The organism is Klebsiella sp. JB_Kp042 (genome assembly GCF_040065275.1).
Taxonomy (GTDB): Bacteria; Pseudomonadota; Gammaproteobacteria; order Enterobacterales; family Enterobacteriaceae; genus Klebsiella; species Klebsiella quasipneumoniae.
This window is the reverse complement of record NZ_JBEAJL010000008.1, coordinates 57,585-73,201: the sequence shown is the minus strand read 5'-3', so window position 1 is coordinate 73,201 and position 15,617 is coordinate 57,585. Positions and strand designations below refer to the sequence as shown.

Annotated in this window: 15 protein-coding genes; 5 read left to right on the top strand and 10 right to left on the bottom strand. The window is 59.0% G+C overall.

Annotation, left to right across the window (positions count from 1 at the left end; translation table 11 throughout):
• Positions 1-14 precede the first annotated feature (14 nt).
• From dam to ABLV54_RS01300, 9 genes are all read right to left on the bottom strand, one after another.
• Complete coding sequence (gene dam, locus ABLV54_RS01340; protein WP_004202178.1) at positions 15-842, bottom strand: adenine-specific DNA-methyltransferase; 828 nt, start codon at positions 840-842, stop codon at positions 15-17.
• Between the two features lie 78 nt (positions 843-920).
• Complete coding sequence (damX, locus tag ABLV54_RS01335) at positions 921-2,210, bottom strand: cell division protein DamX (protein ID WP_032429003.1); 1,290 nt, start codon at positions 2,208-2,210, stop codon at positions 921-923.
• A gap of 84 nt (positions 2,211-2,294) precedes the next feature.
• The gene (gene aroB / locus ABLV54_RS01330; protein ID WP_050533987.1) at positions 2,295-3,389 is read right to left on the bottom strand and encodes a 3-dehydroquinate synthase; all 1,095 of its coding nucleotides are present in this window, start codon (positions 3,387-3,389) and stop codon (positions 2,295-2,297) included.
• 55 nt (positions 3,390-3,444) lie between these two features.
• On the bottom strand, positions 3,445-3,966 hold the full coding sequence (gene aroK / locus ABLV54_RS01325) for a shikimate kinase AroK (RefSeq protein ID WP_002920267.1): 522 nt from the start codon (positions 3,964-3,966) through the stop codon (positions 3,445-3,447).
• A gap of 270 nt (positions 3,967-4,236) precedes the next feature.
• Positions 4,237-5,478, bottom strand: coding sequence for a DNA uptake porin HofQ (gene hofQ, locus ABLV54_RS01320; protein WP_032429004.1), 1,242 nt, complete (start codon positions 5,476-5,478; stop codon positions 4,237-4,239).
• Positions 5,414-5,794 carry a HofP DNA utilization family protein gene (locus ABLV54_RS01315; protein ID WP_050533988.1) on the bottom strand — a complete coding sequence of 127 codons (381 nt, stop codon included), beginning with the start codon at positions 5,792-5,794 and terminating at the stop codon, positions 5,414-5,416. Before ABLV54_RS01315 ends, hofQ begins: the two co-directional genes overlap by 65 nt.
• Positions 5,784-6,212 (bottom strand): hypothetical protein, encoded by a 429-nt coding sequence (locus tag ABLV54_RS01310; protein WP_049013527.1) that lies wholly within the window; start codon positions 6,210-6,212, stop codon positions 5,784-5,786. The genes ABLV54_RS01315 and ABLV54_RS01310 overlap by 11 nt, the downstream gene beginning before the upstream one ends.
• Positions 6,202-6,735 (bottom strand): PilN domain-containing protein, encoded by a 534-nt coding sequence (locus ABLV54_RS01305; RefSeq protein ID WP_050533989.1) that lies wholly within the window; start codon positions 6,733-6,735, stop codon positions 6,202-6,204. The genes ABLV54_RS01310 and ABLV54_RS01305 overlap by 11 nt, the downstream gene beginning before the upstream one ends.
• Complete coding sequence (locus tag ABLV54_RS01300; RefSeq protein WP_050533990.1) at positions 6,719-7,519, bottom strand: hypothetical protein; 801 nt, start codon at positions 7,517-7,519, stop codon at positions 6,719-6,721. The genes ABLV54_RS01305 and ABLV54_RS01300 overlap by 17 nt, the downstream gene beginning before the upstream one ends.
• Before the next feature lie 118 nt (positions 7,520-7,637).
• On the opposite strand from ABLV54_RS01300, the gene mrcA reads away from it, so the two are divergent.
• A complete protein-coding gene (mrcA, locus tag ABLV54_RS01295) occupies positions 7,638-10,196 on the top strand; it encodes a peptidoglycan glycosyltransferase/peptidoglycan DD-transpeptidase MrcA (protein ID WP_032454231.1) in 2,559 nt (852 codons plus the stop codon).
• 53 nt (positions 10,197-10,249) lie between these two features.
• Here the strand turns inward: mrcA and nudE are convergent, their stop codons facing one another.
• On the bottom strand, positions 10,250-10,810 hold the full coding sequence (gene nudE / locus ABLV54_RS01290; RefSeq protein ID WP_004202164.1) for an ADP compounds hydrolase NudE: 561 nt from the start codon (positions 10,808-10,810) through the stop codon (positions 10,250-10,252).
• Positions 10,811-11,130: 320 nt separating this feature from the next.
• Here nudE and ABLV54_RS01285 point away from each other — a divergent pair, with 320 nt between their 5' ends.
• From ABLV54_RS01285 to hslO, 4 genes are read left to right on the top strand one after another with little or no spacing between them, the layout of a single operon-like run.
• Positions 11,131-13,260 (top strand): intracellular growth attenuator family protein, encoded by a 2,130-nt coding sequence (locus ABLV54_RS01285; RefSeq protein WP_050533991.1) that lies wholly within the window; start codon positions 11,131-11,133, stop codon positions 13,258-13,260.
• Between the two features lie 60 nt (positions 13,261-13,320).
• Positions 13,321-14,004, top strand: a complete 684-nt coding sequence (yrfG, locus tag ABLV54_RS01280; RefSeq protein WP_004202162.1) for a GMP/IMP nucleotidase — start codon at positions 13,321-13,323, stop codon at positions 14,002-14,004.
• Positions 14,001-14,402 carry a ribosome-associated heat shock protein Hsp15 gene (hslR, locus tag ABLV54_RS01275; protein ID WP_023291201.1) on the top strand — a complete coding sequence of 134 codons (402 nt, stop codon included), beginning with the start codon at positions 14,001-14,003 and terminating at the stop codon, positions 14,400-14,402. Before yrfG ends, hslR begins: the two co-directional genes overlap by 4 nt.
• A gap of 18 nt (positions 14,403-14,420) precedes the next feature.
• Positions 14,421-15,305, top strand: a complete 885-nt coding sequence (hslO, locus tag ABLV54_RS01270) for an Hsp33 family molecular chaperone HslO (RefSeq protein ID WP_017899960.1) — start codon at positions 14,421-14,423, stop codon at positions 15,303-15,305.
• Positions 15,306-15,617: the final 312 nt, after the last annotated feature.

The window sequence follows — 15,617 nt, the reverse complement described above, 5'->3', positions numbered from 1 at the left end:
CATCTCCTTGAAATTTATTTGGTCTTAGGCGGACGGTAGAGCGCTAAGAGCTCGTCCACCTTTTTACGCGTACCACCGTTGCTGCTGATGCTGCGCCGAACCTTCACAATATGCGTTTCTGCCGCGTTTTTATACCACTCCTGCGTCAACGGCGTGCGGTGGTTGGAAATCAGCACCGGGATCCGTTTCTTCATCAGCGATTCCGCCTTTTGCGCCAGCAGCACCTGTTGCTCCAGGTTGAAGCTGTTGGTGTGGTAGGCGGTAAAGTTCGCCGTCGCCGTCAATGGCGCATAGGGCGGATCGCAATACACCACCGTGCGGCTATCCGCACGCTGCATGCACTCTTCATAAGATTCGCAGTAAAACTCAGCGTTTTGCGCCTTGTCGGCAAAATGATAGAGCTCAGCCTCGGGGAAATAGGGCTTCTTATAGCGGCCAAACGGCACATTGAATTCGCCGCGCAAATTGTAGCGACACAGGCCGTTGTAGCCGTGACGGTTCAGATACAGGAACAGCACCGCGCGACGCAGCGGATCCTGGCTCTGGTTGAATTCATCACGGTACTGGTAGTAGCGCTCAGCGACGTTGTTTTCCGGGGTAAACATCTCGCGGGCGGCAGCGACATACTCGTCGGTGCGCAATTTGACGATGTTGTACAGGCCGATTAAATCACTGTTGATATCCGCGAGGATATAACGAGAAAAGTCGGTATTGAGAAATACCGACCCGGCGCCCACAAAGGGCTCGATTAAGCACTCACCTTCCGGCAAATGCTTTTTAATATCGTCAAGCAGGGGGTACTTCCCCCCTGCCCACTTTAGAAAAGCGCGATTCTTTTTCATGCTGCCTAACTAATTACACATTCTCCGGCTGTGGAGAAAGCTCCGACAGCATCCTGCGCTTAAGACTACCCCACGGCATTATTTCAGATCAGCCTGAACCTGATGCAGTGGTTTTGCCCATGGATTTTTCGCCTGCACGTCCGGCGGCAGCGAGGTGACCGCGCGTTTCGCTTCATCTTTCGATGAATAGATACCGCTCACCAGCACGTACCACGGTTGGCCGTTACGCGACGTTTCATAGACAACATATCTGTCCAGCTTCTCTTTCTTCGCCCAGTTATTCAGGTTTTCATAGTTAGAGGAGCTGCTGAGCTGCAGGGTATAGTTACCCGACGGCGCAGATTTCATCGAGCTGACGTCACCTGCCGTTTTACCGCTCTTCGCCGCCGGCGCTGCCGCGGCTGCCGTTGCGGCTGGCGCTGCGGTCGTCGCGGTCGTGGCTGGTTTGCTCTGCGCGGTGGCTGCCGGTTTACTTTCGCTGACGGTCGTTTTGGCCGGAGCGGTAGTGGCCGCGCTTTCAACATGCTTCGGCTGGACCGGTTTCGTTTCTACCGGCGCTTTCGCCACCGCCTGTGGTTTCGGCTGCGGCTTCGCTTCGATGACGGTGTGCTTACGCTCGGCCGGACGCGGCGTTGCCGCCGTCTGACGTTCGGTCGTCTGGCGCGGCGCCGCGGCGCCACTGGCGCCATTACGGATCGGCGCGACGGTTGCCGGTTCAGTTGGCAGCGTCGAGTTAGCTACGGCGCCGTCCAGCTGGCCCTGCTGCTGGGTCAGCGCGTTATTCAGATCGCCCTGAACTTCAACACGCTGCTGGCCCTGCGGCTCTGCCGCTGCCTGGCCCTGGGTCGGGTTCGCGGCAATAGGCGGTACCGTGACGTCCTGCTGTGTGGTGGTATTGGCGGCTGTCTGATCCTGGCCGGCAGCTGGCGTGCTGGCGGACTGGTCGTCAGACAGATTAATGCTCTTCTCGCCGGAAGCGGTCTGCTGGCTGGACGAAGATGGCGATTTCAGCGCGGAACCGATACCTACGATTAACAGCAACAGCACCAGAATCCCCACGCCCATCATGATGTACTGGCGGGAAGCGGGTTTCGCCGGCGCTTTTTTACGCTTACGCGGACGACGCTCTACAGGCTGCTCTTCGAGCATCTCCTCATCTTCCGCATCCAGTTCTTCTTCGAACTCTTCCTCTTCACGCTCACGACGGGCCTTGCCGGCGCGCGTCGGACGGCCTTCATCGGCATCAAGATCGACATCGTCAAAATTGATCTGCGGATCGGCATCACGCTCGGAAGACTGACGGGAACGACCAGCACGACGATCGTTGCGATCGGCTTTCATATCGTCTTCTGGTTTGAAATCATCCATTTAACACCCCACTAAAAGGCTTATGCTCACGATTATTGCACATCACCCGAAATGATAACGCCGCGCGAACGCGGCCAGACCTTCTTATTGTTGCGCCTGCTGAGTATCAGCAATCGCGCCAAGAACCACATCATGCGGCACTCCGCCGCGCAGCTCGCTGCTTCCTATTGCGAGCGGGAGCACCAGCCGCATTTCGCCAGCCAGTACTTTCTTATCGCGCATCATATGGGGCAAATACGCCTGCGCACTCATTTCCTGCGGGCCGCGTACCGGTAAACCTGCACGCTTGAGCAGATCGATAAGGCGCTGAGTATCCTGCGCGCGGAACTGCCCCAGCCGCTCGGACGTATGCGCCGCCATCACCATACCTGCCGCCACCGCTTCGCCGTGCAGCCAGTTACCGTAGCCCATTTCCGCCTCGATAGCATGGCCGAAGGTATGTCCAAGATTGAGTAAAGCACGTAACCCGGTTTCACGCTCGTCAGCAGCCACAACTTCCGCTTTCAGCTCACAGCAACGGCGAATGCAGTACGCCATGGCCTTTTCATCCAGCGCCAGCAGGGCATCAATGTTGTTTTCCAGCCAGCTGAAGAATGCGCCGTCGAGGATCACCCCATACTTGATGACCTCAGCCAGTCCGGAAGCGAGTTCGCGCTGCGGAAGCGTCTTCAGACAGTTAAGATCAACCACCACGGAAACCGGCTGCCAGAAGGCGCCAATCATGTTTTTGCCGAGAGGGTGGTTCACTGCGGTTTTGCCGCCGACCGACGAGTCGACCTGCGACAGCAAGGTGGTAGGGACCTGGATAAAACGCACGCCGCGCTGATAGCTTGCCGCGGCGAAACCGGTTAAATCACCGATAACACCGCCGCCGAGCGCCACCAGCGTGGTGTCGCGGCCATGGGGTTTTTGCAACAGCGCGGTAAATACGGTATCCATCACCGCCAGGCTTTTATACTGTTCGCCGTCGGGCAGGATCACGCTGTCAACGTTGACCCCTGCCTGCTCCAGCGCAGAGCGGACGGTATCCAGATAAAGCGGCGCCAGCGTTTCGTTGGTGACCAGCATAGCCTGGTCGCCCGACTTGAGTGGCAGGAAGGAAGCTGGATCGTTAAACAAACCAGCCGCGATGGTAATCGGGTAACTACGTTCCCCGAGGGTAACAGTAAGCCTCTCCATAACGCGACATCCACCTCAATGACTTTTACTCTGACGCACTTTTATTAAGCCAGAATCAGTTGCTTTCCAGCATATGAATAATCTGGTTCGCGACGACTTTCGCACTCTGATCGTCTGTGCGGATAGTCACATCGGCGATCTCTTCATACAGCGGGTTACGCTCGTCAGCCAGCGCTTCCAGTACTTCACGAGGCGGCGCATCGACTTGTAGCAAAGGACGCTTTTTATCGCGCTGCGTACGGGCCAACTGCTTCTCGATCGTTGTTTCCAGGTAGACCACCACGCCGCGGGCGGAGAGACGGTTACGCGTTTCACGGGATTTTACAGAGCCGCCGCCAGTCGCCAGCACAATCCCCTGTTTTTCCGTCAACTCATTGATAATTTTTTCTTCACGGTCGCGGAAGCCTTCTTCGCCTTCAACATCGAAGACCCAGCCCACATCAGCGCCAGTGCGTTTCTCAATCTCTTGATCAGAATCGTAAAATTCCATGTTGAGCTGTTGGGCTAACTGGCGCCCAATAGTGCTTTTGCCGGCACCCATAGGCCCAACCAGAAAGATATTGCGTTTCTCTGCCATTTTTTCGGTACTACTAAGACTATTCGTTAATGATAAACCCGCTTCGCAGACACCCAGCGCCGCAGGGCATGAACTGAAACCTCATATGCAATAGAGCGAGAGTCAGACTAAAAATTATCTCAATACTCCGGCTGGTTTGGCAACTGAATAAAATCGCCGGACAATAAAGGGAGGATTGATGTCGTACCCGACTCTCAAATCGGTACCCCTTGTATGCTAAATCCGTCCTCACGTCAAACACCTGAAACGTGTTTAGCATGAAAAACCTGCTTAACGTACTGCCAGAATCCGTGGCGTAATAAAGACAACCAGTTCACGGCGTTCATTATCTTTCCCGTCGCGGCGAAACAGACGCCCTAGCACCGGGATATCGCCAAGCAGCGGGACGCTGTCGCGGGCGGTTTTGTTTTTCTGCGAAAAGATGCCGCCCAATGCCAGGGTCTCGCCGCTGCGGACTTCCACCAGGGTCTCGATCTCCTGTTTATCAATGGCCAGCGCCTCGCCGTTATCCTGCTTCAGCACCTGGCCTGGCGTGTTCTCGCTTATTCGCAGCTTCAACCGCACTCTCCCCTGCTGCAGCACCGTCGGCGTCACCTCCATGCCCAGCACCGCCTCTTTAAACTCCACCGACGTGGCGCCGCTTTCACCGCTGGAGACCTGATAGGGGATCTCGCTCCCCTGCTTGATGCTGGCGGGCTGCATATGGGAGGCGAGCAAACGAGGACTGGCGATAATCTCGACCTGCTGCTTGCGCTCCAGCGCGGAAAGCTCCAGCTCAAGCAAGCGCCCGTTAATTTTGCCGATGTTAAAGCCTGCGCGGGTGCTGGCATCGTTGACCGACACATCGCTGCTTAGGGTGGTGATGTGCCCGGATCCCGGGGTGCTTTCAGCCTCCGCCAGCCGCCACTTCACCCCCAGTTCACGCAGGCTGGTTTCGCTCATCGACACGATATGGGCGGCCAGCTCCACCTGTCCGACCGGCAGATCCATCTCCTGCGCCCAGGCCTTCAGCGCCGGCAGATGCCGCGCATCATCGCGGATCAGCAGCCGATTGGTCCGCTTGTCCGCCATCAGGTTTCCCCGGGCGCTAAGCAACTTACCGCCGCTTTTAGCCAGCTCCTCGGCATCGGCATAGTGCAGCGTCACGCTCTCCGCCAGCAGCGGCAGGTTCTGCAGACGTTTCGCCTGTTCAGCTTCGCGCTGCGCCAGATTGGCTTTTTGCCAGGCCTGCGTATGCGCGTAGATGACCGTCCCCTGCTGTTGCAAAGAGAGGCCTGCGCTATCCGCCACTGCCCGCAGCGCCTGGGTCCAGGGGACCTTCTGCAGGCGCAGGGAGAGCGTGCCGCTGACGTCCGGTGCGACAACGAGGTTCTTATGGTTCATTTCGGCCAGGGCTTGCAACACCTGGGCCACTGGCGCGTCGTCAACGACCAGCGAAACCGGCTTGTCATTTCGCGCGGCGACCACCGCCAGCGGTAGCAGCAGAAGCAGCAGGCTTATCCATCGCATCATCTTGTTTTCCTTCACGTTGCCAGCGCCACGCTGGCGGTTCACATCCCGGGGGCGTGACGATGTCCAGCTCGCCGGCCGTCAGCCGACTCACCCGCCAGCCCGTGGGCAATTGCTCATCCAGCCGTACCCGTCGCCACATGCCGCTTCCGTCCTGCAAAAACCCCGTCCAGCCTGCGCCATCGCCGGCCGCGCCGCCATAGCGCCATTGCGACAGCTGCGCCGTGCGGCAAGGATCTTCAACCGGCAGGAAAGGATCGCGCCCGCCCGCCAGCAGCGACAGCGGCAACCACAGCAAAATCCAGCATTTACCGCCCATCTTCCGCCTCCAGCTGCAGCCGCATGCGCAGCGCCTGCCCCTCGCGCTCCAGCGAGAACGAACGCGGGTTCATCCCGCAGCGCGCCAGCCATGAGAACAGGGCGGGTACCGTCGGCCAGGGGAGAGACAGCGCCATCTCACCGCCGCTCCCCTGCGGATGCCAGGCGATTAGCTTCGCGCCGGCGAGCGGAATGGCGATGGGCGAGAACGGCTGCTTGTCGATGCGTTCCTCGGAACTTTCACCGGCGGGGATGCGCAGCGCCATGATCCGCCGCCACTGCGTTTGCAGAGCGCCATCGCGGGACAGCGCCGCCAGCGGCGGGCGGGCATCGCGCCAGAGCGCCACGCCGCCCCCCATCAGCCCCATCGCGAGCAGGATCAACAGCCCCGCCCGGGTGCGCCGGGTGTTAATCCGCATCGGCGCGCGCTCCCGACAGGGTAAAACTGAACCGCCAGCGCCCCTCGGCGTCGCGCTGCGTTCCGCCGGCTTTAGCCGGCGCGAATCCCGCGACGCTGGCCAGAGCAGCCTCCACCCGGGCCAGCGCCTGCAGGTTGAGGGCCAGACCATCCAGCGTCAGGCGCGCCCCCTGGTACTCCAGCCGCGTCAGCCATGCCTGAGCGGGCAGGCCTGCCGCGAGCGCCATTAGTCGGGGTTGCCAGGCGGCGATCGTCGATCTGCGCTGGCGCTGCTCGCGCTGGCGTTGATGCTGCTGCCATGCCTCGCGCATCGCCTGTTCGCGCTGTTTGAGCGAGGCGAGCAACGCTGCGTCGGCTGTCCTGTGGATCCTCGCCAGGGCGTCGCGCTGTAGACCCGCTGTTCGCCCCGCCTGCAGAGTCGTCCCCACCAGCAGCACGATACCGGTGGCTAACAACAGGGCGTAGCGCAGGCGCTGGCGGCGACGCAGGTCACGCCAGGGGAGAAGATTAACGACATGCGTCATGGCGCCCGCCTCCCAGCGCCAGCCCAAGGGCAATGGCGTAGCGATCGCCGTCGGCTGGCAGCGGAGGCTGCCGGCGGTGAACCACCTGCCAGACATCAAAACGACTGGCCTCGTCGCCCGCATCAGCGCACAGGCGCAGAGGAACCTGAAGTTGCCCCGCCAGCTGGCTTAAGGACCCTATCGCATCGCAGGCGTCACAGCCCCAGGCCTCCTGGGTCGCCCATAGCCAGTACTTTTCATCCCGCCACGCCAGGCCTTGCTCTGCTGCCGTCATCCAGGGGAAAAAGGCGCCGAGCGCGCTGGCATCCGGTACGATGGCCGCCACCCGCAGCCGCAGCCGCCCTGCCAGCTCCCGCAGAACATTGATATCCAGCCGCTGCGCCGCCGTCACCTGCCAGCCGTCATCCCGCGAGGTGGGCGCATAATCAATACATAGAGAGGAGGCGGGCATCGCCAGCTGCTGGGTCATGGCGCTGGCTATCCACATCGCCTGTTCCCGCTCTCGCAGGGCGAACTGGGGATAAGGCAGGCGTTTTTGCAGCGTGCGAGCCGCGGGAAAGGCGATACTGATCTGATGCTGCGCCGGTAGCTCCCGCCGCCAGGCTGCCAGCCGTGAGCCGAGGGCGCTAACGTCCTCCACCATCCCCTGCCGCACCAGACCTGGCGGCAGCGGAATGCGCCACCAGCGGCGCAGTGCCCAGCGTGAGCGCTCATGCAGTAGCGCGACAATGGCAATGCTATCCTGTTGGATATGCATTCCGATCCGCCAGTTTCTGAAAGCCATGCTTACGATCTCCTTATCCGGCAAAACTGTCCGGCTATATCAATGCACCTGGCTTGCCTTTATACTACCGCGCGTTTGTTTATAAACTGCCCAAATAAAACTAAATGGGAAAACACCGGTGAAGTTCGTAAAGTATCTATTGATCCTTGCAGTCTGTTGCGTACTGCTGGGAGCAGGCTCGATTTTTGGCCTCTACAAATACATAGAGCCGCAACTCCCCGACGTCGCAACCCTGAAGGATGTGCGTTTGCAGATCCCGATGCAGGTCTATAGCGCCGACGGTGAGCTTATTGCGCAGTACGGCGAAAAGCGCCGTATCCCTGTAACGTTGCAGCAAATTCCCCCCGAGCTGGTGAAAGCGTTTATCGCCACCGAAGACAGTCGTTTCTATGAGCATCACGGCGTCGATCCGGTGGGTATTTTCCGCGCCGCCAGCGTGGCGATGTTCTCAGGCCACGCCTCGCAGGGCGCCAGCACCATCACCCAGCAGTTAGCGCGTAACTTCTTCCTCAGCCCCGAGAAGACGTTGATGCGTAAGATTAAAGAGGCCTTTCTGGCCATCCGCATCGAGCAGCTGCTGAACAAAGATGAAATCCTTGAGTTGTATCTGAACAAGATTTACCTCGGCTACCGCGCCTATGGCGTCGGCGCCGCGGCGCAGGTCTATTTTGGCAAACCTATCGACCAGCTGACCCTCAGCGAAATGGCGGTGATTGCCGGTCTGCCGAAAGCCCCGTCCACCTTTAACCCGCTCTATTCGATGGATCGCGCCACAGCCCGTCGCAACGTGGTGCTGTCGCGTATGCTGAGCGAGGGGTACATCACCCAGGCGCAATACGATGAAGCGCGCAGCGAACCCATCGACGCCAGCTACCACGCGCCGAAAATCGCCTTCTCAGCGCCTTATCTGAGCGAAATGGTGCGCCAGGAGATGGTGAATCGCTATGGCGAGCAGGCCTATGAAGATGGCTACCGGGTGTACACCACGATTACCCGCAAAAACCAGCAGGCGGCCCAGCAGGCGGTCCGCAATAACGTGCTGGATTACGATATGCGTCACGGCTACCGCGGCCCGGCCAGCGTGCTGTGGAAGGTCGGCGAAACGCCGTGGGAGGCGAAAAAGATCGTCGACGCCCTGAAGCGCCAGCCTGGCTTAGGCCCGCTTTCTCCTGCGGTGGTCACCTCCGCGAATGCCCAGGAGGCCGTCGCGCTGTTGGCTAACGGCGACTCCGTTTCACTGACGATGGACGGCGTGCGCTGGGCTCGTCGCTTTATCTCCGATACGCAGCAGGGAGCGACTCCGCGTAAAGTCAACGACGTCGTGCAGGCCGGGCAGCAGATCTGGGTTCGCAAAGTGGGTGACAGCTGGTGGCTGTCGCAGGTCCCGGACGTCAACTCGGCGCTGGTCTCCATTAACCCGCAAAACGGCGCGATTATTGCCCTTGTCGGTGGGTTTGACTTTAACCAGAGCAAGTTTAACCGCGCCACCCAGGCGCTGCGCCAGGTCGGCTCCAACATCAAGCCGTTCCTCTACACCGCTGCGATGGATAAAGGCTTAACTCTGGCAAGCATGCTCAACGATGTGCCAATCTCGCGCTGGGACGCCGGGGCCGGCTCCGACTGGCGGCCGAAAAACTCGCCGCCGCAGTATGCCGGTCCGATTCGTTTACGCCAGGGCCTGGGGCAGTCGAAAAACGTGGTAATGGTGCGCGCCATGCGCGCCATGGGCGTTGACTATGCCGCCGAGTATCTGCAGCGCTTTGGTTTCCCGGCGCAAAACATTGTCCACACCGAATCGCTGGCGCTGGGCTCCGCCTCCTTTACGCCTCTGCAGGTCGCCCGCGGGTATTCGGTGATGGCCAACGGCGGCTTCCTGGTCAACCCGTTCTTTATCAGTAAGATTGAGAATGATCAGGGTGGGGTCCTCTTCGAGGAGCGCCCGAAAATCGCCTGCCCGCAGTGTGATTTACCGGTGATTTACGGCGATACGCCAAAATCCAATGTGCTGGAAAACAAAGATGTGGAAGATGTCGCCACCTCGACGGAACCGCAGAATGGCAACGTGCCGCCGCAGCCGCAGCTGGAGCAGGCCAATCAGTCACTGGTGGCGCAGAGCGGCGCCCAGGAATACGCGCCGCATGTGATCAATACCCCGCTAGCCTTCCTGATCAAGAGCGCGCTGAACAGCAACATCTTTGGCGAACCGGGCTGGATGGGAACCGGCTGGCGCGCCGGACGGGATCTGCAGCGGCATGATATCGGCGGCAAAACCGGAACCACCAACAGCTCGAAGGACGCCTGGTTCTCAGGCTACGGGCCGGGCGTGGTGACCTCGGTTTGGATCGGCTTTGACGATCATCGTCGCGATCTTGGCCGGACCACCGCGTCAGGGGCGATTAAAGATCAGATCTCCGGCTACGAAGGCGGCGCCAAAAGCGCCCAACCGGCCTGGGACAGCTTTATGAAGAGCGTGCTGGAAGGCGTTGCGGAAGAGCCGTTAACGCCGCCGCCGGGAATCGTCACGGTGAATATCGATCGCAGCACCGGTCAGCTGGCGAACGGGGGCAACAGCCGGGCGGAATACTTTATTGAGGGTACCCAGCCCACGCAGCAGGCGGTCCATGAGGTGGGCACCACCTTGACGGACGGCGGCGGTGAAACCCACGAGCTGTTCTGACAAAAAAAGCGCCTGCGGGCGCTTTTTTATTGCTGCTTAGCGTAAACGCTCGTTCAGAGTCGGCCCTGGGCCTGCAGCCATTCCCGCACTAAAAACAGCGCGCTGACGTTGCGGGCCTCGTTAAAATCTTCTTCATCCAGCAGCGACATCAGCTGCGCCAGCGGCCAGCGCACCTGCGGCAGCGGCTCGGGCTCATCGCCCGGCAGCGACTCCGGATAGAGATCTTCCGCCACCAGGATGTTCATTTTACTGGAGAAGTAAGAGGGAGCCATACTGAGCTTCTTCAGGAACGTCAGCTTATTGGCGCCGAAGCCAACCTCTTCTTTCAGCTCGCGATTGGCCGCTTCATCCACGGTTTCACCCGGATCAATCAGCCCTTTGGAGAAGCCCAGCTCGTAGGATTCCGTCCCGACGGCATACTCGCGAATCAAAATAATATGATCATCCACAATCGGCACAATCATTACCGCTTCGCGGGTGGAAGGCCGCATACGTTCATAAACGCGACGCACACCGTTGCTGAATTCCAGATCGACGCTTTCGACATTAAAGAGGCGCGAACGGGCGACAGTTTCAACATTGAGAATGGTGGGTTTTTGTAATGATTTGCTCATTGTCATCGGTCTATGCTGTGATTAAGCAGTCATTGTGCGATACGCAACACGCTTTCGGCAATCCAAATCGCCACTTATTTACAGAGTTGTAACCTTTTCCCTGCAAAGGTGAAAGTAATAAAGATAAAAAAGTCAATAGCTTGAATTCTGTTTGAGAATTTACCGATTTCTGCGCTTTAACGTTTTTGGTAAGCTTATACACTGCTGCATGACATATTCACTACCCTGCAAGCAGGTGCGCCGCTAACACTGCAGCTTGACGTTAGTCTTCACGTTCGCCGACGATTTCGTAAGAAAAATATAACTATGATGGGATGGGCATGGGCACCTTTCTGATATTCCTTACAGCTCTGCTAATCTGCGTATTGCTCATTGGATGGTGGTATCGCACGCACGCCAGACGCCGCCGGCTCCCCCTACTGCACGCCTTTAGCGATGCCACCACGCGGCCGCTCCCTGCCGATGAGCGCCAGGCCATCGAAAAGTATCTTGCCGAACTGAGCCGCGCCCAGCAGGTGCCCGCGTCCGGCGCCACCAGCGCGCCCGTCGCTCTGGCGCTAAACGAACAGAGCGATACCGTCTATGGGTTGACGCGAGCCATCACCCGCTACGGGATCACCACCGACGCGCCGAATAAATGGCGCTATTTTCTCGATTCGGTGGAGGTACATCTGCCGCCGTTCTGGGAACAGCATATCAACGATGAAAACAGCGTCGAGCTGATCCCCACCGACAGCCTGCCGCTGGTTATCACCCTTAACGGTCATACCCTGAGCGACTATCGTCAGGAAGCGCAAAGCTACGCTCTGGAACGCGCCTCGGCCACCCAGGCCTCGATTCGCGGCGAAGAGAGCGAACAGGTAGAGCTGCGGCAGATCCGGCGGGAAAGCCCGGAAGAGCACGCCCTGAATCGCCCGGACGGTCTGCGGGAAGCGATCCTGATCGTCGCCTCTTTCCTGTTCTTTTATTTCAGCCTGATTGGGCCAGCCGTCTTTACCCCGTGGCTGGTGGCCGCCGGTTTGCTGCTGCTCGCCGCCGGCCTGTGGGGGATCTATGCCCCGCCGCGCCGCGCCGCGCTGCGCGAAATCCACTGCCTGCGCGGCGTCCCGAAGCGCTGGGGGCTGTTCGGCGAAAACGATCAGGAACATATCAATAATATCTCGCTGGGCATTATCGATCTCATCTATCCGCGCCACTGGCAGCCCTGGATCGCCCAGGACCTCGGACAGCAGACCGATATTGATATCTATCTCAACCGCCATGTGGCCCGTCAGGGACGCTACTTGTCGCTTCATGATGAAGTGAAAAATTTCCCGCTGCAGTACTGGCTGCGCAGCGCGATTATCGCCGCCGGCGCCCTGGTCGTGGTGATCATGCTATGGGCCAGCGTACCGCTGAATATGCCGTTTAAGTTCACCCTGTCGTGGCTGAAGGGGGCGCAGACGATTGAAGCCACGACCGTCAGCCAGCTGGAAAAGGCCCATGTGCGCATTGGCGATACGCTGCGCCTGACCGGTACCGGGATGTGCAATATCCGCACGCCGGGCAGTTGGACGGCCAAAGAGGATTCGCCGTTCCTGCCTTTCGATTGTTCGCAGATTGTGTGGAACGATGCCCCTCCTCTGCCGCTGCCGGAGTCTGACATTGTCAGCAAAGCGACCGCCCTGATGGAGTCCGTCCAGCGTCAGCTGCACCCGGAAACCGACGACGACTCCCGCGTCAGCCCGGCGCTGCGCTCCGCCATTCAAAAATCTGGCATGGTGCTGCTGGATGATTTCGGCGATATTGTCCAGAAAACCAACGATCTCTGCTCGGCAAAAGATGATTGCCTGCGCCTGAAGAATGCGCTGGTTAATCTCGGCAATACCCGTAACTGGGAGACGTTAACCAAGCGCGCGTCCGCCGGGAAACTGGATGGTGTGAACGTGCTCCTGCGACCAGTCAGCGCCGAGTCGCTGGAGAATCTGGTGACCACCTCAACCGCCCCCTTTGTAATGCGTGAAACCTCGCGAGCGGCGCAGGCGCTCAACAGCCCGGCCCCGGGCGGCTTCCTCATCGCCAGCGACGAGGGCAGCGTGCTGGTCAATCAGCCGTGGCCGGCGGTAAGCCTGTATGATTACCCGGCGCATGAGCAGTGGGGCGAACTGCGGCGGCTGGCCGGTATGCTGATGCATACCCCCTTCCACGCCGAAGGGATCGTCACCAATCTGTTTACTGACGCCAACGGCACCCAGCATATCAACCTGCACCGCATTCCCGACCGCAGCGGCCTGTGGCGCTATCTGGGCATCACTCTTCTGCTGCTGTCGATGGTGGGATGCATGGCTTACCACGGCGTGCAGGCGCTGCGTCGTTATCAACGCCATCGCCAGCGTATGGAAGAGATTCAGAAATATTACGAAAGCTGCCTGAACCCGGTGCTGCTCCCCTCGTCTGACCCGCAAGATTAATTTCCCCGGCGGCAGGGTGTGATACCCTGTCGCCCATTTCCCGCTCGCTGGAGAGTCATCATGCATTTTGATATCGCCTGGCAGGAGGTCGATACCGTTCTGCTGGATATGGACGGCACGCTCCTGGATCTCGCTTTCGATAACTATTTCTGGCAAACGCTGGTGCCGGAAACCTGGGGGGCCGCCCGCGGCCTCAATCTGCAACAGGCGAAAGAGGCCATGCACCAGGAGTATCATGCCGTGCAGCATACGCTAAACTGGTACTGTCTGGATTACTGGAGCGAGCGCCTGGGTTTGGATATTTGTGCGATGACCAGCGAACAGGGTCCGCGCGCCACGCTGCGTGAGGATACCGTGCCGTTCCTTGATGCGCTCAAGGCCAGCGGTAAGCGACGTATTCTGTTGACCAATGCCCATCCCCACAATCTGGCGGTGAAACTCAAACACACCGGCCTGGATGCGCACCTTGATTTATTACTTTCCACCCACACATTTGGTTATCCGAAAGAGGATCAGCGTCTGTGGCGCGCCGTGGCGGAGGAAACCGGCCTTGAGGCGCATAAAACGCTGTTTGTCGACGACAGCGAGGCGATTCTGGATGCCGCGAGGGAGTTTGGCATTCGCTACTGCCTGGGCATTACCAATCCCGACTCCGGGCTGGCGGAAAAGCAGTATCTGCGCCATCCGGGGCTGAATGATTACCGACGACTGATCCCTTCGCTTACCCCGAAGGAGAGGCGATGAAAGAGAAGCCTGCCGAAACCGTCAGACTGGATAAATGGCTTTGGGCCGCCCGCTTTTACAAGACCCGCGCGCTGGCGCGGGAGATGATTGAAGGCGGCAAGGTGCATTACAACGGACAACGCAGCAAACCAGGGAAAATCGTCGAACTGGACGCCATGCTGACGCTGCGTCAGGGCAACGACGAGCGGACGGTGCGCATCGTCGGTATCACCGAGCAGCGCCGCCCGGCAAGCGAAGCCGTCACCCTGTATGAAGAGACGGCGGAGAGTATCGAGAAGCGTGAAAAAATGGCCCTGGCGCGCAAAATGAACGCCCTGACCATGCCGCACCCTGACAGACGTCCGGACAAGAAAGAGCGCCGCGACCTGATGAGATTTAAACACGGCGAGAGTGAGTAACTCGCGCCAGAAAGAGAGATGATTATGACTCAACACGATCAATTACATCGTTATCTGTTTGAAAACTATGCCGTGCGCGGCGAGCTGGTGACGGTGTCGGAAACCCTGGAACAGATTCTGGCGAATCACACTTATCCCCAGCCGGTGAAAACGGTGCTGGCGGAGCTGCTGGTCGCCACCAGTCTGCTGACTGCGACCCTGAAGTTTGCCGGCGACATTACCGTGCAGCTGCAGGGCGATGGGCCTTTACAGCTGGCGGTGATCAACGGCAATAACCAGCAGCAGCTGCGCGGCGTCGCGCGCGTGCAGGGCGAGATTGCGGACGATGCGGATCTAAAAGCGATGGTCGGCAACGGTTATCTGGTCATTACCATCTCCCCGGAAGAGGGTGAGCGCTATCAGGGCGTGGTCGGTCTGGAAGGCGATACGCTGGCCGCCTGCCTGGAAGATTACTTCCAGCGTTCAGAGCAGCTGCCGACGCGCCTTATCATCCGCACCGGCGAACATGAAGGCCAGCCGATGGCGGGCGGGATGCTACTGCAGGTGATGCCGGCCCAGGATGCCCAGACTGCCGACTTTGAGCACCTGGCGACGCTCACCGAGACCATCAAGGCGGAAGAGCTGTTCACCCTGCCGGCGAACGATGTGCTGTGGCGTCTGTACCATGAAGAAGAAGTCACGGTCTACGATCCGCAAAGCGTGGAGTTCAAGTGCACCTGCTCCCGCGAACGCTGCGCCGGCGCGCTGAAGACGCTGCCGGACGAAGAGATAGATAGCATCCTTGCCGACGAAGGCGAGATTGATATGCACTGCGACTACTGCGGTAACCACTATATCTTCAACGCCATGGACATCGCCGAGATCCGTAACAACGCCTCTCCGGCCGACCCGCAGGTCCATTAATCCTCACTTCTTCTTCAGGCACCGGGCGGCGATGTGGTTTGTCGCCCGGTGCCTGACTTTTATTTATTCACGAGTTGAATCGATTCTCGCTGAAAGAGTTACGTAATTTTATTCCAGGAAAGCGATTACATTCACATTTCAGCAGTTTTTTTAATTACTTTTTAACCATTGAGAAACATCTAACCCCACCATCCGGCCATTTCCTGAGATAATCCACTTCACTTCGTGACAGGAGTCACCGTTTTTTTCGTCATTCTGCGGAATGTCGAGATACGTAAATCTATGAGCCTGGTCGCGGTCAATACCCGGTAA